We start from the raw sequence: 23461 nt of genomic DNA, 5'->3' as shown, positions 1-23461 counted from the left end.
GCGCCGGCTTGTGTGCAGCTGTGAGGTCTGCAAGAATTCGAATACACTGCCGGTTCCCCGGCTTTCAGCAAGCGGGCCGCCGCAGCGGCACGCTCCGGAACTCCGGCCCGGCGGAGTCTGTTTGAGCCGCCGCATCCCCGGTGCGCCGCCAAAGCCGGCCCCCATCTCAGGGCAGAACTGCCTGTGCCAGGCGGTTGTCAATGCCCTGTCCCCTCCCCCGCCCGGGGTGCGCCGCCCCGCCCCCGCAGACGGCGGAACCGCCGGTGAGAAGCAGTCTTCCCGCCGTTCTCACGCCGTCCCGTGGGGGATGATGACCTTCTCCACCCGGATCTTCCCATCCTCCGCCTCCGCCGTCATCATGGTGATCTCCTGATGGAACCGCCGAGGGCCGCAGGAGCCCGGGTTGAGCCAGAGGACGCCGCCTTTCTCCTCCTGCACGTACTTGTGGGAGTGGCCGAACACCACCGCGTCCACACCGGCCAGGTCCGCCGGGACCTCCTTTCTGTTGTGGACCATGAAAAAGGTCACGCCGCCCAGGGTAACGGTGAGATCGTGCGGGATGGCCTCCGCCCAGTCCTTGTCGTTGTTGCCCCGGACGATGTACAGCGGCGCATACTGCCGCAGCTCATCCACGATGCTCTGCCTGTTGATATCTCCGCCATGGAGGATGGCGTCGGCGGTCTTTAGATGCTCCGTGACCTCCGGCCGCAGCAGGCCGTGGGTGTCGGAGAGAATGGCAAGTTTCATAGGTTTCCCCTCCCCCTCAGATGATAATGCCCTCGCAGTGGTCGATCTCGTGCTGGATAATCTGGGCCGTCCAGCCGGTGAAGGTCTTGATCCGCTCCTGGAATTTTTCGTTCTGCCAGCGGACCTTGATGGACTCCCACCGCCGGGCTCTGCGGGTGCCGGAGAGGGACAGGCACCCCTCCTCCGCCTCATAGGGGCCGGCCCTTTTCACGATCTCCGGATTGAACATGACCATATAGCCGCCCTGGTTGTCGAAGGCGATGATGCGCTTGTTCACGCCGATCATGTTGGCCGCCATACCTACGCAGCCGTCCCTGTGGACTTCCAGTGTCTCCAGCAGATCCGCCGCCACCGGCAGGTCCTCCGGAGAGGCGGGCTCGGCCTTTTGGGCCAGAAATGCCTGGTCTTTGCAGATGTCCCGAATCATGATGGGTCCTCCTTGTGTCGTTGAATCGCCGCCGCTATGGTCTCCGCCGCAATGCGGGCCCCCTGCCCGCTGGGGTGGACGCCATCGGCGGCGTAGAGGTCCTGCGTGCCGGGCAGCTGGTAAAACCGCCGCCCCACGTCGGCAAGCAGGGCGCGGTTTTCCTCCGCCGCCCTGCGGTACGCCGCGGACAGGTTCCGGGCCATCCCACCATAGTCCCATCCCTTGGCCGACAGCCGGGCCCCACCCTTCTGATAGGCCCAGGTGGCATAGAGCACCGGGATGGCCCCGTTCTCCCGGATCTGCCGGCAGAGCCGCTCCACGCTGGCGAAAAAGCTCCCGGGAGCGGTGATGGGGCCGTGGCTCATTTCCTGCAGCACCACATAGTCCCACTGCTCCTTTGCAAGCGCCGCCTGCGTTCGGGCGCCCAGCCGGGTGTTCGGGTTCAGATGCTCGGACAGCCGGGCCCCGCCCCGGGTATGGCAGACCACTTCCGCCCCGGTCAGTTCCGCCAGAATGTCCGGCATATCTTGGGCAGAGGTGAGGCTGTTGCCCAGCATCAGAATCCGCATGGTGCTCCTCCTTGTCTCGTTTCCGTGCGCGTCTGCGCGAAAGGCTCCCGCCGTCAATGCTCGGGGCAGCGCTCCATAAGCCCCCTGCCGGATTTGCTGATATCCCCATATCCCGCCGGAGCCGCAGCGGCCCGCTCTGGGCGGCACCGGTTCTCCCATTGATGGTTCCCTCCAGCAGGCGCACGGTGCCGGGGAACGATGCGTTTCATGGGGCGAAATCCCGGCGGCAAGGGCCCTGTGCCCCTGCTCCGCGAAGTGGCACACCGTCATAGGCCGGGGAGACGTTCCACCGCCCGGCAAGGGTCCGGCAGCACCCGGCGAAGGTCCGGGAAGCGGCAATGAGCATTTGGCCCGGCACCCATTCCCCCGGGGACCGGGACGGCAACGCGAACAGAGGGATCTTCCCCCGTGCCAGCTCCAGGCCGGTCAGGAATCGCTCCATCCGCTCCGCCGTGGCCTTGGGCCTGCGGCCCTGCAAAAGGTCATTGGTGCCCAGCATCACGATCAGCAGGTCGGTGTCCGCCGGAATGTCAGGTGCCGCGTCGGGGAGCTCCCGGCCGTTGGCGCCCCAGTTGCCCAACACCCATCCGGTTTCGGCCGCCAGGATGTCCACCCATCAGCTGCCCGGGGCACAGCGCCCGCCCAGCCGGGACCGGGGATCGTAGCCCCAGGTGCTGGAATCGGCGAAACAGATGACCTTCCTCACAGCTGTCCCTCCAAGGCACAAGCCCCGGACGTGCCCTCACCTTCCCCGCATCCCGTTTAGGCCGGTGCGTGCGGTGCTATTCTGCCTGCGGCATTTGTGATTTCATCACGGTGCAATTCATAGATATGCGGTATGATGAACCCACTCAATTTAGGGAGGCATGCTATGAATTCCGTGAAAAAGCGGCGCAGAGCCGTGGTGGACCCGTCAGCCTGTGTGGCCTGCGGCTGCTGTGTGAAGGTCTGTCCCCTGCAGGCCATTGAGATCGTGCGGGGCGTTATGGCCCAGGTCCGGCAGGACAAATGCGTGGGCTGCGGCAAGTGCGCCAGGGAGTGTCCGGCCAGCGTCATCAAAATCCGGGAGGTAGAGGCATGAAGAAGCACTGGTACGACTATCTGTGGATCGCTTCGCTCCTGTACCTCCTGCTGGGATTTTTCAACATTCTGTTTGCCTGGCTGGGCCTGCTGTGCTTCTTCATCCCCCTCATCATCTCCGTGGTCAGCGGGACCAAGAGCTACTGCAACCGCTACTGCGGCCGGGGCCAGCTGTTTGGGCTGCTGGGCGGGCGCTTCGGGCTGTCCCGCAGGAAAGACATCCCCAAATGGATGAAAAGCAAGGCGTTCCGATACGGATTTCTCGCCTTTTTCTTCGCCATGTTCTTTCTGATGCTGTGGAACACCTATTTGGTGTTCGCCGGTGTGCGGGATCTGGGGCAGGCGGTCACCCTGCTGTGGACCTTCAAGCTGCCCTGGAACTGGGCCTACCACGGCACCCTTTTCCATCCCGGCGTGGCGCAGTTCGCCTTCGGCTTCTACGGCGTCATGCTCACATCCACAGTCTTGGGGCTAATCACCATGGTGCTGTTCAAGCCCCGCAGCTGGTGTGTCTACTGCCCCATGGGCACCATGACACAGCTGATCTGCAAAGCAAGGAACAGCCGCACATGACCGTGCCGTATCACGCGGCTCAATCCTGCAACTGCCGCAGCCTGTCCTCATCAAGGAGCCGGACCATGCCCCGGGAGAGCCGCACCATGCCCTCGCTCTGAAAATAGCGCAGCATCCGGGTAATCACCTCCCGGTGGGTGCCCAGGTGATTGGCAATGGCCTCATGGGTGATCTTCAGCACGCTGCTCCCCTCGATGGAGGCCTCCTCCAGCAGAAAGGCCGCCACCCGCTTGTCCAGGCTCTTCCACATGACCTGCTCCATCAGCCACATGACCTCGGAGAACCGGCTGGCCATCAGCTCGTTGGTGTAGTTGGCCACAGGCGCCGACGCCTCCATGATGTCCTGGTAGACCTCCGCGGGAATGACCCAGAGGTCCGTGTCCTTCTCCGCCTGGATGGTGACCTCAAACTGGATGGAGCGCATGATGCAGGACGCAGAGAACAGGCACAGATCCCGGTCGAACAGGCGGTAAATGGTGATCTCCCGCCCCTCGTCAGAGAGGATATAGGCCCGGAGCTGCCCCGCCTTCACCAGGAGGAGTCCGGTGCAGTCCATGTCCCCGTTGTGCAGGATCGTCCCCTTCTTCACGGTTCGGAAATTCAGATTGCTGCGGATCCGGTCCTGCTGGTCTGTTTGGAGCTTGTTCCAGATGGGAAAATAGTCCTGAAAGGTCATTCCGTGTCCCTCCTCATCGTGTTCTCAGTATAGTTGACAGGAGCTTTGCTGTCAACCGGCCCGCTTTTCGGAAAATCCCGTGTTTTGGGTGATGTCGTCACAGAAAAATCGCGGACTTTCGGTTATACTAGGACCAAACCAAGGAAAGGAGCTGACCAGCATGGCGGCTATCAATCTAAACAAGGAACAATTCCAGCAGATGGCAGAGGGCGGCAAGCCCATCCTGGTGGATTTCTGGGCTCCCTGGTGCGGCTACTGCCGCCGGATCGGGCCCGCGTATGAGAAGATCGCGGACGAATACGGCGACCGTCTCACCGTGGCGAAGGTAAACATCGACGAGGAGGCCGCGCTGGCCGAGGCGGCGCAGATCGAGGTCATTCCTACGCTGGTCCTGTATCGGGACGGGAAAGCCGTGGATTCTATCGTCAACCCCGGGTCCAAAGCGGCCATCGACCAGTTCATCCAGGAGGCTATGGCGAAGTAAGGAGGCGGAATCCATGGGCGAAACTCGTGTCTACGACATGATCGTGGTGGGCGGCGGGCCGGGCGGCTATACGGCGGCGCTCTATGCAGCCAGGGCCGGGCTGGATACACTGGTGCTGGAGAAACTCTCGGCAGGCGGGCAGATGGCCCTGACGGAGGAGATCGACAACTATCCCGGCTATGAGGACGGGATCGACGGCTTCACCCTGGCGGAGAAGATGCAGCGGCAGGCAGAGCGGTTCGGTGCGCAGACAGCGTACGCACAGGTGGAGCGCATGGAACTGACCGCTGCCCCCAAGGCGCTGAAGACCAGCGAGGGGACCTTTTATGCCAGGACGGTAATCCTTGCCACCGGAGCCAATCCCAGGGAGCTGGGCCTTGCAGGCGAGGAGGCCCTGGTGGGCCGGGGTGTGGCCTACTGTGCCGCCTGCGACGGGATGCGCTACAAGGGCAAAACGGTCGCCGTGGTGGGCGGCGGGAATTCCGCCGCCGGCGACGCCCTGCTTTTGAGCCGTATCGCCGAAAGGGTGGTCCTGGTGCACCGCAGGGACCAGCTACGGGCCACGAAGATCTACCACGAGCCACTGATACAGGCAGAGAACGTGGAATTCCGCTGGAACAGCACTGTTACGGAGCTGCTGCACGAAGAGAAGCTGACCGGCATCCGGCTGCGGGATGTGCAGACCGGGGCGGAATCCGTCCTTCCCTGCGACGGGCTCTTCATCAGCGTCGGCAGAAAGCCGGCCACGGAGCTGGTGAAAGGCCAGCTGGAGCTGGATGCCGGCGGCTATGTGACGGCGGACGAAACCACAAGGACCAATCTCCCCGGCGTCTATGCCGTGGGCGATGTACGGACGAAGCCGCTGCGCCAGGTAGTGACGGCCGTGGCCGATGGGGCCATGGCGGTCCACATGGCGGAAGAATATCTGGCAGGCGGCGCCTGATCGAAGAAATGCGGCAGAGAACGGCTGAAGTCCTCCCGCATATATGCCCATCCCGTTCAAAATGCAGGCATCCGGGATGCAGGCGGCCTGAAAAGAACACAGCTGCCCGGAGTATCTGATGGAACAGATTCCTCCGGGCAGTTTTTGTATCCTTGTTTTGCAGAGCGGCAGGCCACGGAAAAGGAACCTGTCATGCGGCAAACCGCGCGGTCCGGCGGAGCCCTTTGGGCAGGATCCTCAGTTCTGTTCCAGCAGCCGTCTGACTTCTGAAATACTGTCCACCGGCCGGGCACAGGCGCCGTTCCGGCATAGATAGTACCGGACGCCTGTCTCCGGAATCGGATAGGCCTCCGTGAAGGGGGCAAGCTCCTCCAGCGGCTTTGCCGTCTCCGGCGTTTTCACCAGCACCGTCAGTTCGGGCCTGGAGGCCTCCCGCAGAAAAGCCGCCAACTCCTCCGGCATGGTCCGGGCCGCGCAGACCAGCTCCGCCGAGGGCCACAGCTCCTCCAGAAACACCAGCATGGCAAAACCGTGTCCGGCGGGATAGGTCCGGGTGGCCCCAGCCAGATAGCCCAGCTGCAGATCGGCGGCGGTCCGCCAGCGGGCCTCCCCGGTGAGGCGGGCCAGGCGGGAGAGAACCAGCGCCGCTGCCGCATTGCCCGACGGCATGGCCCCGTCATAGGTCTCCTTTGTCCGGGTGATGAGCTGTTCCCCATCCGCCGCGTAGGGGTAAAACCCGCCGTTTTTCCCGTCAAAAAACTGCTCCAGCAGCCGTGCCGTCAGGTCCCCGGCCTCCGCCAGATAGGCGGTCCGGAAGGTCACGCCGTAGAGTTCCAGCAAGCCCCAGGCGCAGAAGGCGTAATCATCCAGCTTTCCGGGGTGGGCCGCCTGCCCCGCCCGCCATCTGGCCAGCAGACGACCGTTTTCCTCTGTGAGGCTCCGCTTCAAAAATGCCGCGGCTCCCACGGCGGCGTCCCGATAGCGGGGCTCATCCAGGGCCAGTCCCGCCCGGGCCAGGGCCGCAATCATCAGTCCATTCCATGCGGCAAGCACCTTGTCGTCCCTGTGGAGGCAGGTCCGTTCCAAGCGGTAGGCATACACCCTCTCCCGCAGGGGCCTGATGCGCACCGGCTCCCGCTGGACCTGTTCCCGGCCGATTAGGTTGAGGATATTTTTCCCCGCAAAGTTCCCCGTCTCGGTGACGCCGTACCAGCCGCAGAACGCCTCTGCGTCCTCCGGTCCCAGCAGGTCTCTCAGCTCGCCTTCGGTGAATACATAGTATTTCCCCTCCTCGCCCTCGCTGTCCGCGTCCTGTCCGCAGTAGAATCCGCCCTGAAAATCACGCAGCTCCCGCAGGACGTAATCCAGCGTGCGGCGGACGATCTCCCCATAGAGCGGGCGCCGGGTCTGCTGATAGGCCTCCGTATAGGCCAGTGCCAGCAGGGCGTTGTCATAGAGCATCTTTTCAAAGTGGGGCACCAGCCACATTTCATCGGTAGAGTACCGGGCAAAGCCGCCGCCCACATGGTCGAACAGGCCGCCTCGGTACATGCTCTCCAGCGTCTGCTCCGCCATGGCCCCGGCCTGGGACTCCCCTGTGCGCCGGGCGTACCGGAGCAGGAAGATCAGATTATGAGGCGTGGGGAATTTTGGCGCGTGCCCGAAGCCGCCCCAGCGGGTGTCAAAACTCCGGGCGTAAAGGCCCGCCGCCATGCCTGCCAGTGCCCGGTCTGGAAAGCCGGTGCCTGCGCCCTCCGCTTCCCTGAGCCGGTCGGTCAGCGCCTCTCCGGCGGTCAGCAGACTGCCCCTATCTTCCCGCCACAGGCGCGCCGCCTGCTGCAGCAGGGACAGCAGCGCCTGTCTGGGGAGGTACGTCCCCGCCCAGAAGGGCTCCTGCTCCGGCGTGAGCAGCACCGTCAGCGGCCATCCGCCGGAGCCTGTCATAGCCACGCAGGCGGCCATATAGACCGCGTCCACATCCGGGCGCTCCTCCCGGTCGACTTTGATCGGGATAAAATCCCGGTTGATCGCCTCCGCCACCGTCTCGTCCTCAAAGGACTCATGGGCCATGACGTGGCACCAGTGGCAGGTGGAGTAGCCGATGCTGAGGAACACCGGCTTGTCCTCCTCCCGTGCGGTCTGGAATGCCTCGCTCCCCCAGGGCCGCCAGTCCACGGGATTTTCCCGGTGCTGGAGCAGATACGGGGATTGTTCAAATTGCAGCCGGTTGGGCATGGGTCGTCCTCCTTTGACCGGGCGGCGCACTGCCGCCCGCATGGTTCCGCAGGTTTTCCGTCCAGTGCCGCGCTTGCCCCCTGCTTATACAAGGCGTTTTCCCCATCCGGCACGGGCCGGGGGCCGCAGTTTGTTCCGCGGACTTCCGCCTCAGCGGGCCAGATCCGGCGGGAGCGGCCGGGCAAAGCGCGCCCCTGGTGTCGGACCGGGCAGGTAGATTCCGGCAAGTAGCGCCCTGGCCCGCCAAGGTATCCAGGTCGTCATGCCTTCCCCCGCCAAAAAGTCTTGCAGTGGGCCTTTTCGGTGCGGTTGAAGGCGATCATCCGGCGCAGCAGCGTGTAATCCACGTCCCTCTCCCACGGGATGCGGAACAGCATTTTGCCCCGGCATAGCCGCCCCGGGCGATTTCCCGGAAAAAGCCCTCCAAGCCCGCCCCGGAGAAACGGCCAGATGCCCGGCGGAGACGCTGATCCCGACGATGAACGTCCCATGATCTGTGAACACAGGCTGGTTCCATGCAACCCTGAGCTCCAGGCCGGAAAACGTCCGTTCCGCCCACTCCAGCACCTCCGCCATACGGACGCGGCGCTGCGGCGCTTTCGCCTGCGCCAGATAATCTGCTAAGGTCTCCAATCCACCCGCCCCTTCACATCCAAAGAGCAGAAATAGTCTGTGCATTTCAGGAGGGATTATCACCCCTCGCCTCAAGCAGCGGCGCCCCGGGCGGCCGCTCTTCCGTCAGGACCTGCAGCCTGTTCCGGAAACGAGGGCCTCCTTCAGGTTCATTTCCTGCCCTCCTTGCCCAGGCTGATCTTGTATCCATCATAAGTGAAAAAGGGCCGCACCCGGGCGGAGGTGGACCAGGTAACTGCCTGTCTCACCGGGTACACGCTGGCGGACCTCGCCCGGCTGGAGCGGTCCAGCGTCACCTGCGCTCACTTTTTTCAACGTGCCCCCGCCATGAATCCTGACCGTGCCCTCATCACCGACAAGGTCTGCGGTGTCCGGGTATGGGACCTGCTGATACGGGATATCCGGTATCTGGGCAAGCTGGTGGACGAGCTGCCCAAGGGACCCCTATGGAGCAGATTCTCCGGAAAAACAAGTATGTCCCGGAGCTTCTGGCCTTTCAGAAACTCGGGGCTGTTTTCGCCTCGAGAGCCCTTTGCTTTGCCGCCGAGAAGGGGCAGCGTTTTCCGATGCACTGGCTGTTTCGGGCACTGTAAGAGCAGACGGGCACGCTGTGCTGCATCTCCACCCCCAGGTGCTCCCGGACAAAGTCCACGGCAGCCTGGACGGCCAGCCAGGAATCCCGTTTGCAGCACCGGGGGCCACCCACCTTGCCGATGCTGTCCAGGGCCCGGGCGGTCATCTGATTGCTCAATCCCCAGGGCTCCCGGGCCAGGGGCGTGGATGCCGTGGCGATGGCCAGGAACTGCCCCGCGCTGATCCCCGCCCCGCAGGCGCCCCAGAAGCCGCAGGCCCCGCCGGGGACAGCTTTGCCCCGGCTGTACATCTCCCGGAGAGCGCTCTCCAGGTCCAACTTGCCCCCGGCATTTTTATAGGCGGTGAGCAGCGCCGCTCCCACCATCACATGGTGCTCTGGCCCGTGCATATGGCAGAAGGACAGGTCCATCATCCGGCGGAGGATAGCGGCGGGGTCGGCGGAAGTCTCCGCCAAGCACAGGCCGAAGATGGTGTCCATGCCCTGGGTATGGCAGTCATTGCAAACATAATGGCCGTTGACGCACCGGGTCTTGCTGGATTCCTTTTTATGGCAGATGGCGCACTCCATGTCCTCGTCCCGGACCAGATATTCCAGCGGTGCCTTGCAGATCAGGCATTCTTCTGGATGCAAATCGATCACTCCTCCCTTATCCGCAGCGCAGGAAGTCACGCGGCTGCGCAGTCCCGACGCCCCCCACAATATGCTGTGGGGAAATGTTCTTTCTCATAAATCGGCTCCCCCCGATGCGTTCATCCACACATCAGCTGTGTACTCTCTCCTGTTATTTTCTATCATACAATAGCCAAGATAACCCGCTGAATGTAAAATCCGCTTAAGGGGAGCAAACATTTTCTCCGGCTGTACATGCAGTCATTCTATCCGTTCAGCGTTTTCCGGAAGCATAGTCGCCCATATGGATGTCCACCACTCCCCTGGGCGGCTGGATCAGGGCATCCTCGTACTGGCACTTCCACTGAATCTCCCGGCTCATCCGGCCATTCTCTATGCCGTCAATCGTTTCCCCATCCCCAATGGGGTTATCATGCTCCAGTATGTACGACGCCGCATTATAGGCGTGGTTCACTACCCAGTTGGGATCCATGCTATGGAAGTGGTACTGGAGGTCCGGCAGGAACAGGGTGTTCATGCCCACTGTGTCGATGAGCATATCCTCGGTGCCCTCAATGTTGAAGAAGCGGACATTGACACCAAATCGGATGAAGCGGTCCGAGCCCTCGATCTGGTGGGAACGCACATATTCCGCCAGCAAGAGCTTGCCGCAGTTCTGGAAATAGAACGCCTCACAGGTGGGGTACAGCTCTGCCAGGGCCTCCACGAAGTCGGCGTCCAGGTTGGCCCTCTCCAGGGCCGGAAGCGCCGCCGCCAGCATATCAGTGGCCACGACCTGATACCGGCACTCCCGAAAGATTCGCTCTCGGTCCTCCCGGCAGTCCCACATCTGGCTCATAAGGAACGCATCGAAGCCCTTGCCCTTGAATTTGTCACATCCCATCACCATCAGCTGCACCGGGCATTTGCCGTCCTGAAATTCCGCGATATGATCCAGGGCAGCAAAGCCTGCCATCTTTTTATCACGGCAGAAACACTCTACCGCGCCGATGTGCTTTTTCATCACAGCGGTCATCTCATCCTTGTCCGGCATGTCTACCGGCTCTTTGAACAGCATTTGAATGAGATAGGGGCCGCCGGGCTGGGGCCCTTTTTTGTCATCCAGGTTTTGCCGGAACACTTGATTACTCATTTTTGTCCTCCTTATAGCAGCAGACCATGTAACAACGGGCGATCGCTACTTTGTATGCGGGGTTACTCCAAAAATCAAAAAAAGAGCCACACTAAATAGAACCAATCCGATGAAGTTGCGCTCTATCAGCAGTTTTATGGCCAAGAGAAGCAGCAGACCACAAACCAGAATAATAATACCATTCATTTCTTTTTATCCATTTTGTCAGGGAACAGCTTGAACCGAAACGCCAGTTCCTGATTAACGATTTCCTTGGGCAGCTTTCGGGGATTGGCGATTAGATACCAAGCCCGATAAGTCCGCTTTTCCATGTCCTGCTCCTGAAGGTAGATCTGATAGCCCGCTTCGTCCTCCTCCGTCCAAGTGTCATACTGCTTCTTGGCCTGGACATGGTTTCCCACGACCACGTCCAATTCCTCCACGGAGCGGCTGGCGGCCCAAGCATGGTCCACATCGCCAGCATGGGAGAAATAGAAGATTTGCATCCCCATCCACCGGCGCACCTTGCTTTCCGGCGTTCCACGCAATTCCGCCTGACGGCGGTACTCCGCCAGCTGCTCTGGTGTTCCGTATCTTTCCACCGCCTGCTCCTCCACATGAATACGCCAACTGTAATCCTCCGGCTGGGTAAAGGGGGCGCAGACCGGCTGTAACGCCTCTGCCGGGTCCTCCTCAAAGCGGTCGATAAAGTCAAGGTAGCGGGCTTTGATTAAGGGCAGAAAAGTGTCCAGCAACCCGGTATCCAACCGCAGGTCCTCTGTCAGCATCCGGAAGAACGAACCGCCTGTTATCGGTTCTATTTTGAAAGAGTAGAGAAAGTCATCCCCCTGCTTAATGATGCAGCTGAATCCCACCTCCACATTTCCATGGCCGATTTCGTAGTCTATGTAGTTGTAGCGGCTCCGCTCAAACCAGATCAGGTAGGTCAGGCCGTTTTTCGTTCTCTTTTTGAAGTTGCCCTTTTTCAGACGCTTCCAGCCCTTTTCCTCCAGCCCCAGCCCGTTCCACAGGTAGTCCAGAAGCTCCTGAAATATATCTGCCGGGCGTTTTTGTTCCATAAAATCCTCCCAACCGCTTATGCTTGTTCCTCACTTTTTCCAATCACATCCGCTAATTGAGTACTGACAGTATCTATGTAGAGATGCACCCCATCCCGATCACAGTGGTACAGGTTTGAGTAGCTTGTACTCTCATTAGGGCGGATAGGGTTAGGCTCCACCACCTCGGTAGCTTCCAGCAGACCGACACCCAGTTCCGCCGCGGCAGTGAGAGCCTTTTTCAGCACGGCAAGCTGTCCGTTACTCCAAAGTCCCTCCAAATCCTCCAGCACCTTTGGGTCCTGCTCCAGATCCCGGAGAAGCTGTGTAACCTGCTTTGGAGACAGGTACACGCCGGAACAGTAGTTTTCAATGATCTGATTTTCTGCCGGATTTGGAAAAGCTGTTGGTGTCACCTGTGCCCATGGGGTGAAATACCGGGCATATTCCGGCTTTTCTTCCACCAGGAAAGAAAAGGCACTGCCTCTGGTGTAATAGTAATCCCGGAAAAAGCCCTGGATCACCGCAATATAAAAGCCGTGGCTCTTATCAAACAATTCATCCGGCTCTGTCCCCGCACCGACCCGCAGAGTATCCAGATATTTTTCCGCATAGAAGTCCTCCATTCCGTGCTGTGCGGCAAGGGCCAGCACCTTTTCCTCCTGCCCCTGCTGTACCCAGGAAAGCGGGGTAAAATACCATTCCCGCATTTCTTCCGGCGAAATCGGGTGAAAACTGACATCGTATCCCATAAAGCTCCTCCTTAATAATCCAGTAAAATGGGCACCTGCTGTTCCTCGGCAAACCGCATGGCCCGCCAGAACATGGAGAAGGCGAACTTGGCAAGGGACTGGGTATCATACTGGGTATGCTCCGAGATGTCCGCCTTGCTGTACTGTCCATCCGGGCCTACGGTTCCGTCTGCCGGGTATCCCTCCGTGTCTGCCCAATCAAGGATGGTATCCTCATCGGCCTGCCACGCCAGCTGGTTCAGCTTCTCCAGCTCCTTCCGCAGTCCGCCCACCGTGCCGATGGCGGCGGTGTCGTCGGTAGGCAGAGGTGCTTGGAAGAAGAAGGCGTCCGGCAGAGGCAGCCACCAGGTAGCCCCACGGAACAGGGACCATACCCGCTCCTGGTCCGCCGCAAGGCGGGCGACCAGGGGATGCTCCCCGAAGTTCCAGTCCTTCTCCACAGTGGGAGGCACCGGTTCCTCGTATGTATGGCAGGCGGCCGCCAGCAGCATGGCGCCGAAGGCATCCCAATCCGGCTTGTCGGTGTAGTAGGGGCTCTCGTTATTCTCCGGCCAGGGAGCGTAGGGGGGCTGGCCCGGCTGAGAAATGGCGTTCAGAATCTGATCCCGCCAGTTCTCCACCGCCGCCTGGACCTCGGCCGGGGACAGTTCCTCCTCGTTGTCAGCGGGTTCCCCGTCCGGGGTGATGCGGTTGAAGGCGTATCCGTTTTCCTCCGCCCACTGCTGAACAACGGTTTTCCAGTTGTGAGAATAGTACCGGGTCAATGTTCCGGCGTAGATATCAAGTCCCATTATGATGCCTCCTTTTTTGTCTGTACGGTCATTCTTTTGCCGGAGCGAACAGTCGGTCAATCTTCTCCAGATTGTATTCCAAGATCCAGTCATTGAATTGATGATAGAGCGGCAGTAGCAGCTCCCGTGAGCCGCCCAGTATATCCAACCCACGGTCATCGTACAGATGGTAGAGGAATGGCCCCGGCCCGGTCAGATAGACGCTGGACACAAAGCCGTTCCAGCCGCCGATGTCCCCCAGAATGATCTCCTGGAGAAGCCGCTCCGGTTGAAAGCTGATTTTGCTGAGATCCCAGTAAAACTGTACTTGTGCATATGTATCCCCGTCCTCGTCCATCATGGTCGCTGTGACCTGCTCATGCGGGGCAGGAAGTGCGGCCCTCTGCTGGATGGCCGTCAGCAGGGACTCGACAGGTTTTTCTTCGGGATACCCGTCAATCCGCAGAATACCCGGCGGCGCTGGAAGGTTCCGGTAGATCATAATCGCCCGCTCCAGTGCGCCTTGAACATAGGCGGGGTTTGGAGTTAGTTTCTCGGTGTTCTCGTCCGAATAGGTGCATTCCAGATAGACTGGTTCATCTCCGCCGATTTCAAACCGGATGGCGACCGGGGCATGATGGAACAGCGGATGTTCCAGCCACGCCATACCAAGATTATGTAAGATGGTGTCAAAATCCTCCGCCAGCATTGCACACCTCCACTATTTCCACTCAAAGGGCTCCTTTAAGTGGCATTTCTCCATAATTTTCTTTTCCAAAGCTTCATAGGCATCCATATCCTCTGGCTGCGCTGGAATACCCTTTTCCCACCAATAACCGTTCCCATAGTAGAAAAACATGGCCCAGTAATAAGGCCGGTCATGGCTGAATATCGCCACTCCCACGGCATCGGCCACTGGCTCTGCCAGCGGTGCGCGTTCCACTGTCTGAGAGGCTTCCTCATAGGAGATCCCCACCAGCTCCACCAGCAGGTGCTTCACCAGTTCGCAGAAGCTATACTGGTTGAAGATGACCTGACCATTCTCATCTTTGAACACAAGTCCATCTCTCACCATAGTATTTCTCTCCGTTTCTTAACCTGCATCCTTGGCATGGGCATAGTCCCGTCAAGTCATCTCATACAGCAGGGCAGCGTCGCTCTGCACCAGCTCCAGATGGGAGCGCAGCGTTTCAAGTCCGCTTTGCACCGCCTCGGTGGGCAGCTCCCAGTCTGCGGCAATTTCGGCGGCCAGCTCCGGGAGGCTCTGCTCCCGCAGAGTTGCCAGCAGTTCAGACGCCAGCTCTCCCTCCAGCAGAGCGCAGTCCAGAGTGTTCTCCGTCTGGGGAGCGGGAAATCGGACATCCAGATCCAGCTCGCTCTCACACCAGTCCCAGATGGCCATGTAGACCGCGCCGGAGCAGTCACCGTTGGACAGCTCCTGCCGCTGACCGTCTTTGAGCAGATAAAAGGATGCGATCTGTGACATGGCAGTTCCTCCTGAATGTTATTCTTTCTCCATCAGCCCTTCGGCCTGCATCCGGATCACATAGAAAGCCCGTACCCAGTCCAGTTCCTGCTCCATGGATTCCTCCAAAGCCAGCAGGCGGCGCTTTCCCAGCCTGCGGTCCAGAAGGGCGAGGATGCGGACAAGGGGATTCTTGCTGACAAGGCTTTTCTCAATGCTCTGGTTGTCAAATTCATGAAATGCCTCATAGAAAAAACCGTTGTCAAAACAGCCATCGTTCAGTGTCCCTTCATGGGCCAGCCGAAAAGGGGCCGTTCGATCGTCCTGGCCGATGCCCTCCCGCCGCAGGGCCTGATATCTGTTCCAGTAGTTCTGTTCATAGGCATAGTAGTTACTTCGCAGCACCTCCACGCCGTCCAGTCGAATGGCTGCCCGGCCTGTTTGGTCATGGCTTTCCCAGTAGCTGGCGGCAAAATACTGGATGTGCCCACGGAGCGTCGGGCACAGGTAGTCATTCTCCAGCTTGTTTCGGATTCCGCTCCAAGTTGACACAGGTACCGCCTCCTTTCTGATGCCACTGCGGGTAAGGTGGATTCCCAATAAATTGAAATTTGAAAATTACATATAATCCTCGATATATGATCGTTCTATAAATTCTTTTACTGCAAATAGATCTGCAAACTCCTCATACTGGGGAAATCCGTCCGCATTATGTGCTGAGTAAGTTAAATGGAACAGATAGTAGATGTCTCTTCCTGTTCCGTTTCTGAGAACATATAACACATCATCATTGGATTCACACTTCGCAACCGCCAAGATTTTTTTGCCGTATAAGAAGTGGTCTTGTCCTATTTCTTTGTTTAGTTCTGCAACAAATGCCCCGTCCGCCTGTGCGAAGGGGATCATATACCAGTTAAAATCGTTACCATATTTATCATAGAGATCACGGAACATTTCTTCTAATGTCATTTTCATTCTTCCTTCGCTGATTTACAGTTCAGCCATCAACCGCCGCGCTATTTTCTTTTTATAGGCGATATTTTCATTGCTCATTGAGATACCTCGCCAATTTCTTCTCCAGCAGTTCTGTCATATCATTGCAGAGTCGCTTGACCTTGTCCTGCTCATGGGCGTAGTACCAGATGGTTTCCTCTCCGGGGCGGAGCAGGAGCTGGTCGCCATCCGCTTCTTTCCAGAACTCGCCCAGCACACAATACCGCTCTCCATGGATGGTTAGATCAAACATCCCGGAAAGTGAAAGGATCACGCCTGTGGATACCTGGATGCCAGCGGTCAGCAGGAAGAACTCTCGCACCTGGGCCGGGAGCGTGAAGTCCAGCACGCTTTCTTGACTTGCGATCTGCTCCTCCGTGGCGGCAGGCTGGATCTCGTCAGATGGCTCCAGCGCCTTTGCCAGCGCCTTGGAGAACTTGGGGTAACGGCAAAACAGCTCAGGATTGTTGGCCTTGAATTCCTTTTGCTTTTTCCGCTGTACTCGCTCCTGCTCCTTGCAGAAAGCGTCCAGCTCCGCCAGATACCGCTCCTGGTAGAGATTGCTGACCTCAAATGCTGTGCCGCTCTTTTCCAGAATGGCGATGGCTCCCTTTTGGCTGGTCAGCACCGGGACCCATCGGAAGTCATGCCGGCAAGGTTTCAGTTTCAAAAATTCGCCTCGGCTCAGCAGGTTTTCCAGCTCCGGCTCATGCTCGTCCCACCAGCTCCGCCAGCTTTCGGGAGTTTCCCGTCCCTCGGCCAGGTCCAGGAGTTTTATTGCCAATACTTCACTATTCATAGGTCAATTCTCCGTTTCAAAGGGTGCAGGAATCCCGTCAATCCCACCAGAAGTACCAGACAGTGGACTGCCGCAGGACATCCGCCAGATTGCCCACGGTGGGATCATCCTGCTCCTGATCCACGATGTCCGGGCAGAAGCCATATTGCTCCACAGCCAACTCCACAGCTCTTTCCTTGGGGACAGGAACCGGAAGTTCAAACTCCATCTCATCGTGGCTCATGGCGGCAGGGATGGCGCCGTACTGCTCAAACCAGTATTTTGCCACTGCCATCAGTTCCGGCGTGTTGGGGCACTCATTCCAGTTGCCGAAGGGCAGGTAGGCGAAGATCTCCCAGGGTTTTTTCACCGGGATCCTGGCCAAAACGAGGGGGTGGGTCATGTGGCTGTCCGAATCCCAGTAGCAGGAGAAACGGTCATTGTCATAGCCGCCAGCCATCTCGCCCAGAATCTCCTCCTCCCAGTCCATATCGTCATCTTCGGCCTCTGCTTTGCGCTGGCCGATCAGTTCCTCCAGAACCGCCTTGCTGTCCTTGATGGGGGCGGAGAGCATCTTCTTCCGGTACTCCGTTACCGCTTTGAGGTCAAATTCGTAGCAGTCCGCGTCATGCTCCGGGTCAGCGTTCATCACCAGACACTCCAGCAGTGTTTCGTCATCCGCCTTGATGAGCACCGGTACAAATCCCTCTTTGACACTTTCCCGTTTGGCATAGCTGTACGCCGACATGATGGGGTCATCATCTGCCATGGATGGGAAATAGGTGCACTCGCAGTCCAGATACTCCATCAAAGCATCCGCCACCTCGGAGGGCTCCAGCGTGTCTTCGTCAAAGTCCTGTCCCTGCCAGTTTTCAAAGCGTTCCCCGATCACCTTTGCCATAGCCTGATAATAATCCTCGTCAAAGGGAATGAACAGGTAGGCTTCGTCCCGGAACTCCTCGGAGTGATACCGCTCCGGGCCGAAGAAACGGAGTGCGTTATCGTCAACATCGGCAGGATAGTAGGGGCTGTCGCCCTCTCCGTAGTAATAGCCTGCAAAGGCACGGCCTTGCTGATTGAACAGCACAGAGAACAGACAGCCGTCCAGCTCATCCCGGATAAACTCCCGCAGATCCACACTGGCAGGATCAACTTTGACCTGTTTGGCCACTTCGCTGTATTCTTTTAAGAAGTCCTCGCCCATCAGGTCGTGTTCTATGCACCAGCGCAGGTAGATGGCCATGTGGTTATAGGCATTGATGGGGTCAATAGGCAGTTCCTTTTCCTCAATGCTCTCAAGGTGATAGGAAGCGTCATCCATCTCACCGTCAAAATCATCATTGGAAAGGGTGCCACGAGTGACAGCATCCTGACGGGTGGGATTTACGACAAAACTGATCCCCCTCATCCTGTTCAGCAGAGCGTCAGCGTCATGTTCCAGTTTATAGTCCAATTCATCCGCATAAAGAGGAATGACCTGATAGAAGTTGACCTCCTCGCCGCCCGGCAGAGTGCAGACCTCACTGCCGTCCTCCGTACCCTGGGGATCGATCAGGGTAGCAGTGCACAGTTTCGTGTTTTCCGCAAAGGGTTCCCGGTTCTCCACTGTATGACCATGCCCCAACCAGCTGTCACAGTTGATGGGCAGACGGGCCAGGGACTTCAGCAGGCGGATGGGCCAGTACCACCGCTCATCTTTCATGGACTCCTGATCCAGCTTCCAATCCGCAGGCAGTGCAATGGCCAACTCCGCCCGCTCCAGCTTGTATTCCGCCAGTTCCTCCGGAACATTCATCCGGTGGGCGCCCATGCCCATAGTGACCAGCGTGTAGTAGTCCCGCTCCCGGGAGGGCGGTACCACGCAGATGTCCACATGGATGTCCGGGGAGACCAGCTCATGGAACACATTCTCGAACGGGCCGAAATACTGCTGGATGTGCCCCTCGACGGCTTCCATCTCCTCCTCGGTGTAGACCTCCGGTTCACTGGATTTCTCGTCTTGAAAGCATTCCTCGTCCGGGCAGTCATCCCCGCCGCCATTCGGGTCTTCACCGCCTCCCTCCGGTCCATCCCCGCCGGATTCCCAGGAGATTTTCAGTGTCATCTGCTCCTTCGGCAGAGAGACACCGGGACTACGGATGATGGCATGCTTATCGTCCGCAGAAAAGCCGATAGTCTCCCCATCCTTCAGCGTAACATCACACGCCAGCACATAGGAGGCAAGGCTTGCCAAAAAGTCCCGCAGCTTCTCCGGCTCGGCGTCAGCGTTCAGCACCTCCATCTCCTCCTTGCCGAACACATCCATGCCGTAGGTATAGCCGTTCAAGCCGCCCTCGCTCCGGTACAGGCCGAACCAGATCCAGTTGAAGATGGGCAGTTCGTCCTCTTTCATCATATCAGCAAAGCCCTCGTAGAAGCGGGGCTCAAACACCACGCCGCTGGTGTAGATACCGGTGGCGTATTGTTGGCGGCAGCAGGCAGCCGCCAGCTTGGCGAAGAGCTTGCCCTTCTCCAGAACCTTTTTCTCCTTGCCCAGCACCGCCACCATGATATGGGCGCGGTGCTCCCGTGCGACTTGGACGGCATCCTCCCACATGTAGTTGTTCTCTGCGTTTATTTCCGCTTCGCCGTCGGGGATGGGATAGGTCGCCAGACTGACAGCAGCGAGCATATCACCCACCTCGAACACCAGCGCATCGTCATCCTTCTCCTCACTGGCGTCGTACTCCTCCACAGAGATGTCCCATTTTTCCTTCATGTCCCGGATGAACTGGTCCTTGTCCCATTCTCCCTTGGACAGGAGAACAAAGCCGGTGAAGACACCTGTGCGGTCGGTTTCCTCCCCGTCAGCATCATCCTCCTCGAAATCGCCCTCATTTTCATCCGGATCGTAGAGGGCTTCATGCTCCAGTCCACGGACAAATTCCTCAAAGCTGTCTGCCAGATGGGTGATCTTGTAGTCGTTTTCCTGATCCACATGGACTACCGCAGGCTCTCCCTGGGGGCCGCAAGCCCGGTAGTCCAGAAAGATCATATCATGTCCGGCGCTGGGACAGTCACAGATGGCCACGCCGATGGCAGGATACGCCCACTCGTCGATCATGAACTGGCTGCCCAGCTTTCCGCAGAGGGAGCAGCTTTTTTCCCGTCCGATGCCGAACATACCGGTGATGGCCACATGGTCCTCTGCCCAGCAGGTGGGCTCATCGCAGGGATAGCAGGTGTTCACCGGAATGCCGCCGTTGTGCTGCTTCATCAGCCAGATGTAGGAGGCGGGAAGTTTGTAGCCCAGTTCCTCCTCCACGCTGGCGATCAGCTCATCGGAAGGCGGATCACTGACGTACTCTTTCAGCGCATACATACTGTCGTCCCAGAAATTGGTGAGGTCGAAGCCCTCAAAGGGGGTATCACCCGGCACGAATTTGTCCTTCTTGTTCCGGCTGCTCCGGCGTTTCCGGATCTCCGCCTTGCACTCCCGGATCACCACCGGAGCGTCCTCGTCCTCCGGGTCCAGCTCCGCCCACCGCCGGGCATAGGGGATGGCCTCTTCCTCCTGACCGTGGAGATACTGATATCCGTAGGCCATCCGCATATTCCACTCCGCCTTGTCCCGGCCTTCCTCCCGGACGGACTCCAGCACCTCGATGGCTCGAAGCAGAGCCTTGTCCCCCTTGTAGTTGGGGGTTCCCTCATTGTGGTCGCCCAGAATTGCGTAGTTCTCCAGCGCCCGGGCCAGGGCGTAGGCGGTGCGGTAGTTCCGCCAGTCCTCCGGGATGGCATTCAATGCCTGAATACAGCGGGTGTACTCGTCCTCGTCGTTCCACTGCTGGAGCTGTGCAAAGAATGCCTCTGCATTCTGCGGGGTATAAGGGATATAGTCCATGCCCGTCGGCGTCTCGTCCAACTCGGCGGCCTGCGCCTCACCGTCCGGCTCCTCATCGGGCGGATTTTTCAGACTCACAGTGCCCGCTTCACGGCGGAAGGTATGGAAGCTGGCCCAGGGGATGTCGCTGTCCTTGAAGAATTCCTTTGCCATCTGGAGTGCCGCCCGGATGTCCCAGGCGATGAAGTCCACATAGCCGCAGTAGAGTCCGGTGGCTCCGCCGGTGAGGGTGACCACCTCCGGGCCGTCCCCGGTGGTGAACACTTCTTCCAGTTTGTCCCGGAAGTCAAAAATCTTCTCCGTTCCTTCCTCCTCCCGCAGGGTATCCAGGGGATAGCAGAAGAAGCCCGCCGCTGCGCCGTCGGCATGGAGCTCGTCCATAAAGTCATTGTCGGCATTCAGATAGCCGTTGATGAGCGGCACACAGTTGGTGGAGCCAGCCATCACATCCAGCCGCCAGTCGGCGTCCGGGTCCTTGTTGGGTTCCATTTTGTAGCCAAGGTAGCTCTCCAGATAGGCTTCCGGATCGGTGGAAAGTTCCAAGCCCCGCTCCTTCAACGCGTCAGGAAGCTGGGACATAAGAATGGACGGCTCTGCCTTGGGCTCCTCCAGCACATCGAAGCTGTCTATGTATCTCATGTGGGGGATCTCGCCCAGCACCTGGTCGGTGAGGGTGGTGAGCATCCACCAGACCCGGCCTTCCTCCTCCCGGAGCATGGGCAGCAGCTTTTCGCAGTAGGCGGAGATGGCGAAGCTGTTTTCGCCCTGTTCCTCCAGCCAGATCTGCACATCTTCCCCGGAGATATCCCAGCCGTCGTCGGTCCGCAGGCCGATGTTTTGGCTGGGCTGGCGGCCCACCAGGATGTTCCAGTGCTCCAGCACCTCCTTGGGGGCGTGCTTCCGGAAGTAGACCAGCTCAAACAGCTTGACCTCGTCGCCCTCCGGGGTGAGGATCAGCTCATGCTTTTCGCCATTGAAGCCCATCTCGAAGGAAATCTCGTCAAAGACCAAGTTCAAAGTATCTTCCATTTGGGCCACGATCTCCGCGCCGCGGGTGTGATCCTTGTCGTCGTCCATCATCTGGCGCAGCTGGGCTTCCATTTCGGCAAAGGTTTCCCACCAGTCCACTGTCCGCTCCCGGAAGCACTGTGAAAACTGAGGCAGAGAAATGCTCTTCTTGCACCAGTCGATCAGCTCTATGGTGTCCTCGTCACCAGGGCGAGCCTCCAATGCCTTTTCAAAGTATCGCAGAGCCCGGCCCTCCTGATCCAGATAAAAGTAAGAGTAACCCATGCGGAAGTTCCAGCAGTGGTCTCCCTCGAAGTATTCCCCATGGGGGCTCAAGAGAGCGATGGCCTTTTTGAGCAGCGCACGGTTGGAAGGTGCCCCCAGATTGTTGTAGGCCCGGGCCAGCTCGCTGTCCATCTCCGGGGTGCGCTCCTGGGCTGGAATGGTCTCCAGCGCGTCAATGATCTTCTGGTACTCGCTCTTTTCATTCCACTTCTGGCACTGCCTTAAAATGTCCATATCTGGGTCCTCCTCGTCCTCATCCGTTTTCCAGTCTTTGATCTGCTGGAACACGCCATTCTCATCCCGCTCAAAGGCGCAGGGGGCGGGCGTATGTAGCAGGGGAATAATGTCGGGATCGTCGTTGCAGATGGAGTTGAGGCCGTAGATCCCGGCGTTGTTGGGGTCGTCCATGTACTCGTCGCTCTCATCACCGGCGGTAAAGCGCCAGCCGCTGTCCCAGTCGCCGTCCGGCTCCTCCCGGTAGCAGTAGCCAACCTTGCAGCCCTCCACCGTAATGCGGCTCGTGGCGATGCAGCCATTGGCTTCCTCCCAGTCTGGGAGCAGATTCTGCATGTCCTCTGCCTTTACATAGTAGTCCCGGTTGCGACCGGCGGCCTCATACAGCTCCTTCCGCAGCGCCTCTATATCCCGAGCCATCTCCCGGATCTCCTCGTCATCCATCATTTCGTGGAGATCATAGGACAGAGGATTTTGGGCAAAATCCGCCAGGGCCTTGTTCATTGCGTCATGCTCCTCTGGCGTGGCGGTGATGCGGATACGGCGGTGGGGGGTGTTATACTCGTCCAGGTCGTGGAGGTCCACGCCGCCGCTGACGCTGCACTCCAGCAGGATGGCGGCCAGATCGGTGACCACATCAATGGCGAAGTGGAAGTCCATCTCCACGCCATTGGAGTGGGTGAATTCCAGATACCCCACAGTCTGGCGGAAGTTCCAGTTCTGCTTGTCCAGCCCGATCTTAGCGAAGATCTCGCTGAGGGGCATCTCCTCTTTCTTCTGGTCTTCTAAAAAGGCCACAAGGTTCAGGCTGTCATCGGAACCTCCGATAAAGTTGCCCCAGTATTTTTTGATATACATTTGTCACGCCTCCTGTTATTCCGGCCACTCATCGCCGTCACACCGGCTGATGAAGTCATAGTGCAGGCTCTCAAAGTAATCGTTGGGAATGGATTCCCCGTCCTGACGAAGCTCCAGCCCATCCAGATCCATCATCTCATTGATATATGCCAGGGTATCGTGGATACCCGCGATATGCTCGTCCTGGAGCATATCGGCCAGCACACCTTTCTGCTCCGGGGTCAGTGTGGCGAGAAGCTCGTTTTTCGCCTTGTTGTCCTCTGCCTTGGGAAAACCATCGCCCTTGACCCAAAGGGCGGTCATGCTGTCTTTCCGCTCCACAAGGCCGTCAATAAATGCTTGATACAGTTCAAGTTCCTTACTCATAGCAGATCCTCCATTCTCAAGCAAAAAATTGGCTCTCCCAGATGGCCTCAAATTCCGCTTTCTCTATGGCGCAGGCGCGGAACTCCTCGCCCCAGATATGGGCGTTCAATTCCTCCACGGTTGGGATCGGCGTGATCTCGATAGCGCCTTCATAAAGGTCAGGGATATTACGGGTGCGTCCATCTGCAAAGATGTCGATGGAGCGGAGGACCAGCCGCTCATTTTCGGTATCCACTTCATAGAGGATGACCGGTGGTTCTCCCTCTGGTGCGCTCTCCCAAAAGAGCTTGATGTACTCGATCATTCCA

24 protein-coding genes and 1 pseudogene are annotated in these 23461 nt (G+C 58.8%); 5 read left to right on the top strand and 20 right to left on the bottom strand.

The window, feature by feature from the left end; all coding sequences use genetic code 11:
• Nucleotides 1-288: 288 nt before the first annotated feature.
• The 4 genes from OCV80_RS03720 to OCV80_RS03705 all read right to left on the bottom strand — a co-directional run bounded on the left by OCV80_RS03720 (nt 289) and on the right by OCV80_RS03705 (nt 2356).
• Entirely contained in the window at nt 289-747 is a 459-nt protein-coding gene (locus OCV80_RS03720) for a metallophosphoesterase family protein (protein ID WP_021747642.1), read from the bottom strand.
• Between the two features lie 16 nt (nt 748-763).
• On the bottom strand, nt 764-1174 hold the full coding sequence (locus OCV80_RS03715) for a peptide deformylase (RefSeq protein ID WP_119311435.1): 411 nt from the start codon (nt 1172-1174) through the stop codon (nt 764-766).
• The gene (locus OCV80_RS03710) at nt 1171-1743 is read right to left on the bottom strand and encodes an SGNH/GDSL hydrolase family protein (protein WP_036629443.1); all 573 of its coding nucleotides are present in this window, start codon (nt 1741-1743) and stop codon (nt 1171-1173) included. Before OCV80_RS03710 ends, OCV80_RS03715 begins: the two co-directional genes overlap by 4 nt.
• 205 nt (nt 1744-1948) lie before the next feature.
• Nucleotides 1949-2356, bottom strand: coding sequence for an SGNH/GDSL hydrolase family protein (locus tag OCV80_RS03705; RefSeq protein WP_249390790.1), 408 nt, complete (start codon nt 2354-2356; stop codon nt 1949-1951).
• Nucleotides 2357-2614: 258 nt separating this feature from the next.
• On the opposite strand from OCV80_RS03705, the gene OCV80_RS03700 reads away from it, so the two are divergent.
• Nucleotides 2615-2824 carry an ATP-binding protein gene (locus OCV80_RS03700; protein ID WP_025543941.1) on the top strand — a complete coding sequence of 70 codons (210 nt, stop codon included), beginning with the start codon at nt 2615-2617 and terminating at the stop codon, nt 2822-2824.
• Nucleotides 2821-3396, top strand: a complete 576-nt coding sequence (locus OCV80_RS03695; RefSeq protein WP_119311436.1) for a 4Fe-4S binding protein — start codon at nt 2821-2823, stop codon at nt 3394-3396. Before OCV80_RS03700 ends, OCV80_RS03695 begins: the two co-directional genes overlap by 4 nt.
• Before the next feature lie 19 nt (nt 3397-3415).
• On the opposite strand, the gene OCV80_RS03690 is transcribed toward OCV80_RS03695, so the two are convergent.
• Nucleotides 3416-4072, bottom strand: coding sequence for a Crp/Fnr family transcriptional regulator (locus OCV80_RS03690; RefSeq protein ID WP_025543939.1), 657 nt, complete (start codon nt 4070-4072; stop codon nt 3416-3418).
• Between the two features lie 160 nt (nt 4073-4232).
• On the opposite strand from OCV80_RS03690, the gene trxA reads away from it, so the two are divergent.
• Both trxA and trxB read left to right on the top strand, forming a co-directional pair.
• Nucleotides 4233-4556, top strand: coding sequence for a thioredoxin (gene trxA, locus OCV80_RS03685; RefSeq protein WP_025543938.1), 324 nt, complete (start codon nt 4233-4235; stop codon nt 4554-4556).
• 13 nt (nt 4557-4569) lie between these two features.
• Nucleotides 4570-5499 carry a thioredoxin-disulfide reductase gene (gene trxB / locus OCV80_RS03680; protein WP_021747650.1) on the top strand — a complete coding sequence of 310 codons (930 nt, stop codon included), beginning with the start codon at nt 4570-4572 and terminating at the stop codon, nt 5497-5499.
• A gap of 237 nt (nt 5500-5736) precedes the next feature.
• Here trxB and OCV80_RS03675 read toward each other — a convergent pair whose 3' ends face one another.
• Nucleotides 5737-7734, bottom strand: a complete 1998-nt coding sequence (locus OCV80_RS03675; protein WP_119311437.1) for a thioredoxin domain-containing protein — start codon at nt 7732-7734, stop codon at nt 5737-5739.
• Nucleotides 7735-8562: 828 nt separating this feature from the next.
• On the opposite strand from OCV80_RS03675, the pseudogene OCV80_RS03670 reads away from it, so the two are divergent.
• Nucleotides 8563-8748 (top strand): annotated as a pseudogene (locus tag OCV80_RS03670) (DUF2200 family protein); the annotation flags it as partial.
• 115 nt (nt 8749-8863) lie between these two features.
• Here the strand turns inward: OCV80_RS03670 and OCV80_RS03665 are convergent.
• The 14 genes from OCV80_RS03665 to OCV80_RS03600 form a co-directional block, all read right to left on the bottom strand.
• On the bottom strand, nt 8864-9592 hold the full coding sequence (locus tag OCV80_RS03665) for a DUF5714 domain-containing protein (RefSeq protein WP_036629430.1): 729 nt from the start codon (nt 9590-9592) through the stop codon (nt 8864-8866).
• A 253-nt stretch (nt 9593-9845) separates the two neighbouring features.
• A complete protein-coding gene (locus tag OCV80_RS03660) occupies nt 9846-10724 on the bottom strand; it encodes a DUF4261 domain-containing protein (RefSeq protein WP_119311438.1) in 879 nt (292 codons plus the stop codon).
• Nucleotides 10725-10906: 182 nt separating this feature from the next.
• A complete protein-coding gene (locus OCV80_RS03655; RefSeq protein ID WP_119311439.1) occupies nt 10907-11782 on the bottom strand; it encodes a spondin in 876 nt (291 codons plus the stop codon).
• A 17-nt stretch (nt 11783-11799) separates the two neighbouring features.
• Nucleotides 11800-12513, bottom strand: a complete 714-nt coding sequence (locus OCV80_RS03650; protein ID WP_119311440.1) for a hypothetical protein — start codon at nt 12511-12513, stop codon at nt 11800-11802.
• 11 nt (nt 12514-12524) lie between these two features.
• Nucleotides 12525-13304: a hypothetical protein gene (locus OCV80_RS03645; RefSeq protein ID WP_119311441.1), complete on the bottom strand. Its 780-nt coding sequence runs from the start codon at nt 13302-13304 to the stop codon at nt 12525-12527.
• A gap of 28 nt (nt 13305-13332) precedes the next feature.
• Nucleotides 13333-13992, bottom strand: a complete 660-nt coding sequence (locus tag OCV80_RS03640; RefSeq protein WP_119311442.1) for a DUF3885 domain-containing protein — start codon at nt 13990-13992, stop codon at nt 13333-13335.
• Between the two features lie 12 nt (nt 13993-14004).
• Nucleotides 14005-14358, bottom strand: a complete 354-nt coding sequence (locus tag OCV80_RS03635) for a hypothetical protein (RefSeq protein ID WP_119311443.1) — start codon at nt 14356-14358, stop codon at nt 14005-14007.
• 51 nt (nt 14359-14409) lie between these two features.
• A complete protein-coding gene (locus OCV80_RS03630) occupies nt 14410-14769 on the bottom strand; it encodes a hypothetical protein (RefSeq protein WP_021747663.1) in 360 nt (119 codons plus the stop codon).
• 18 nt (nt 14770-14787) lie between these two features.
• Nucleotides 14788-15300 carry an SF0329 family protein gene (locus OCV80_RS03625; RefSeq protein ID WP_036629432.1) on the bottom strand — a complete coding sequence of 171 codons (513 nt, stop codon included), beginning with the start codon at nt 15298-15300 and terminating at the stop codon, nt 14788-14790.
• 66 nt (nt 15301-15366) lie between these two features.
• Entirely contained in the window at nt 15367-15717 is a 351-nt protein-coding gene (locus tag OCV80_RS03620; RefSeq protein ID WP_036629434.1) for a hypothetical protein, read from the bottom strand.
• A gap of 73 nt (nt 15718-15790) precedes the next feature.
• Complete coding sequence (locus tag OCV80_RS03615; protein ID WP_021747666.1) at nt 15791-16540, bottom strand: SMI1/KNR4 family protein; 750 nt, start codon at nt 16538-16540, stop codon at nt 15791-15793.
• A gap of 37 nt (nt 16541-16577) precedes the next feature.
• Nucleotides 16578-22787: an immunity protein Imm33 domain-containing protein gene (locus tag OCV80_RS03610; RefSeq protein WP_267288220.1), complete on the bottom strand. Its 6210-nt coding sequence runs from the start codon at nt 22785-22787 to the stop codon at nt 16578-16580.
• A gap of 15 nt (nt 22788-22802) precedes the next feature.
• A complete protein-coding gene (locus tag OCV80_RS03605) occupies nt 22803-23153 on the bottom strand; it encodes a DUF6547 family protein (protein WP_267288219.1) in 351 nt (116 codons plus the stop codon).
• Nucleotides 23154-23169: 16 nt separating this feature from the next.
• Nucleotides 23170-23457 carry a DUF6881 domain-containing protein gene (locus OCV80_RS03600; protein ID WP_025543926.1) on the bottom strand — a complete coding sequence of 96 codons (288 nt, stop codon included), beginning with the start codon at nt 23455-23457 and terminating at the stop codon, nt 23170-23172.
• Nucleotides 23458-23461: the final 4 nt, after the last annotated feature.

Origin of the sequence: Oscillibacter acetigenes (assembly GCF_025567605.1) — a bacterium.
Classification (GTDB): Bacteria; Bacillota; Clostridia; order Oscillospirales; family Oscillospiraceae; genus Oscillibacter; species Oscillibacter welbionis.
This window is presented reverse-complemented; position numbering and strand designations above follow the sequence as displayed.

Coding starts and splice junctions, on each gene's coding strand:
- OCV80_RS03720 (WP_021747642.1), bottom strand. CDS start 747: ATGAAACTTGCCATTCTCTCCGACACCCACGGCCTGCTGCGGCCGGAG.
- OCV80_RS03715 (WP_119311435.1), bottom strand. CDS start 1,174: ATGATTCGGGACATCTGCAAAGACCAGGCATTTCTGGCCCAAAAGGCC.
- OCV80_RS03710 (WP_036629443.1), bottom strand. CDS start 1,743: ATGCGGATTCTGATGCTGGGCAACAGCCTCACCTCTGCCCAAGATATG.
- OCV80_RS03700 (WP_025543941.1), top strand. CDS start 2,615: ATGAATTCCGTGAAAAAGCGGCGCAGAGCCGTGGTGGACCCGTCAGCC.
- OCV80_RS03695 (WP_119311436.1), top strand. CDS start 2,821: ATGAAGAAGCACTGGTACGACTATCTGTGGATCGCTTCGCTCCTGTAC.
- OCV80_RS03690 (WP_025543939.1), bottom strand. CDS start 4,072: ATGACCTTTCAGGACTATTTTCCCATCTGGAACAAGCTCCAAACAGAC.
- trxA (WP_025543938.1), top strand. CDS start 4,233: ATGGCGGCTATCAATCTAAACAAGGAACAATTCCAGCAGATGGCAGAG.
- trxB (WP_021747650.1), top strand. CDS start 4,570: ATGGGCGAAACTCGTGTCTACGACATGATCGTGGTGGGCGGCGGGCCG.
- OCV80_RS03675 (WP_119311437.1), bottom strand. CDS start 7,734: ATGCCCAACCGGCTGCAATTTGAACAATCCCCGTATCTGCTCCAGCAC.
- OCV80_RS03660 (WP_119311438.1), bottom strand. CDS start 10,724: ATGAGTAATCAAGTGTTCCGGCAAAACCTGGATGACAAAAAAGGGCCC.
- OCV80_RS03655 (WP_119311439.1), bottom strand. CDS start 11,782: ATGGAACAAAAACGCCCGGCAGATATATTTCAGGAGCTTCTGGACTAC.
- OCV80_RS03650 (WP_119311440.1), bottom strand. CDS start 12,513: ATGGGATACGATGTCAGTTTTCACCCGATTTCGCCGGAAGAAATGCGG.
- OCV80_RS03645 (WP_119311441.1), bottom strand. CDS start 13,304: ATGGGACTTGATATCTACGCCGGAACATTGACCCGGTACTATTCTCAC.
- OCV80_RS03640 (WP_119311442.1), bottom strand. CDS start 13,992: ATGCTGGCGGAGGATTTTGACACCATCTTACATAATCTTGGTATGGCG.
- OCV80_RS03635 (WP_119311443.1), bottom strand. CDS start 14,358: ATGGTGAGAGATGGACTTGTGTTCAAAGATGAGAATGGTCAGGTCATC.
- OCV80_RS03630 (WP_021747663.1), bottom strand. CDS start 14,769: ATGTCACAGATCGCATCCTTTTATCTGCTCAAAGACGGTCAGCGGCAG.
- OCV80_RS03620 (WP_036629434.1), bottom strand. CDS start 15,717: ATGACATTAGAAGAAATGTTCCGTGATCTCTATGATAAATATGGTAAC.
- OCV80_RS03615 (WP_021747666.1), bottom strand. CDS start 16,540: ATGAATAGTGAAGTATTGGCAATAAAACTCCTGGACCTGGCCGAGGGA.
- OCV80_RS03610 (WP_267288220.1), bottom strand. CDS start 22,787: ATGTATATCAAAAAATACTGGGGCAACTTTATCGGAGGTTCCGATGAC.
- OCV80_RS03605 (WP_267288219.1), bottom strand. CDS start 23,153: ATGAGTAAGGAACTTGAACTGTATCAAGCATTTATTGACGGCCTTGTG.
- OCV80_RS03600 (WP_025543926.1), bottom strand. CDS start 23,457: ATGATCGAGTACATCAAGCTCTTTTGGGAGAGCGCACCAGAGGGAGAA.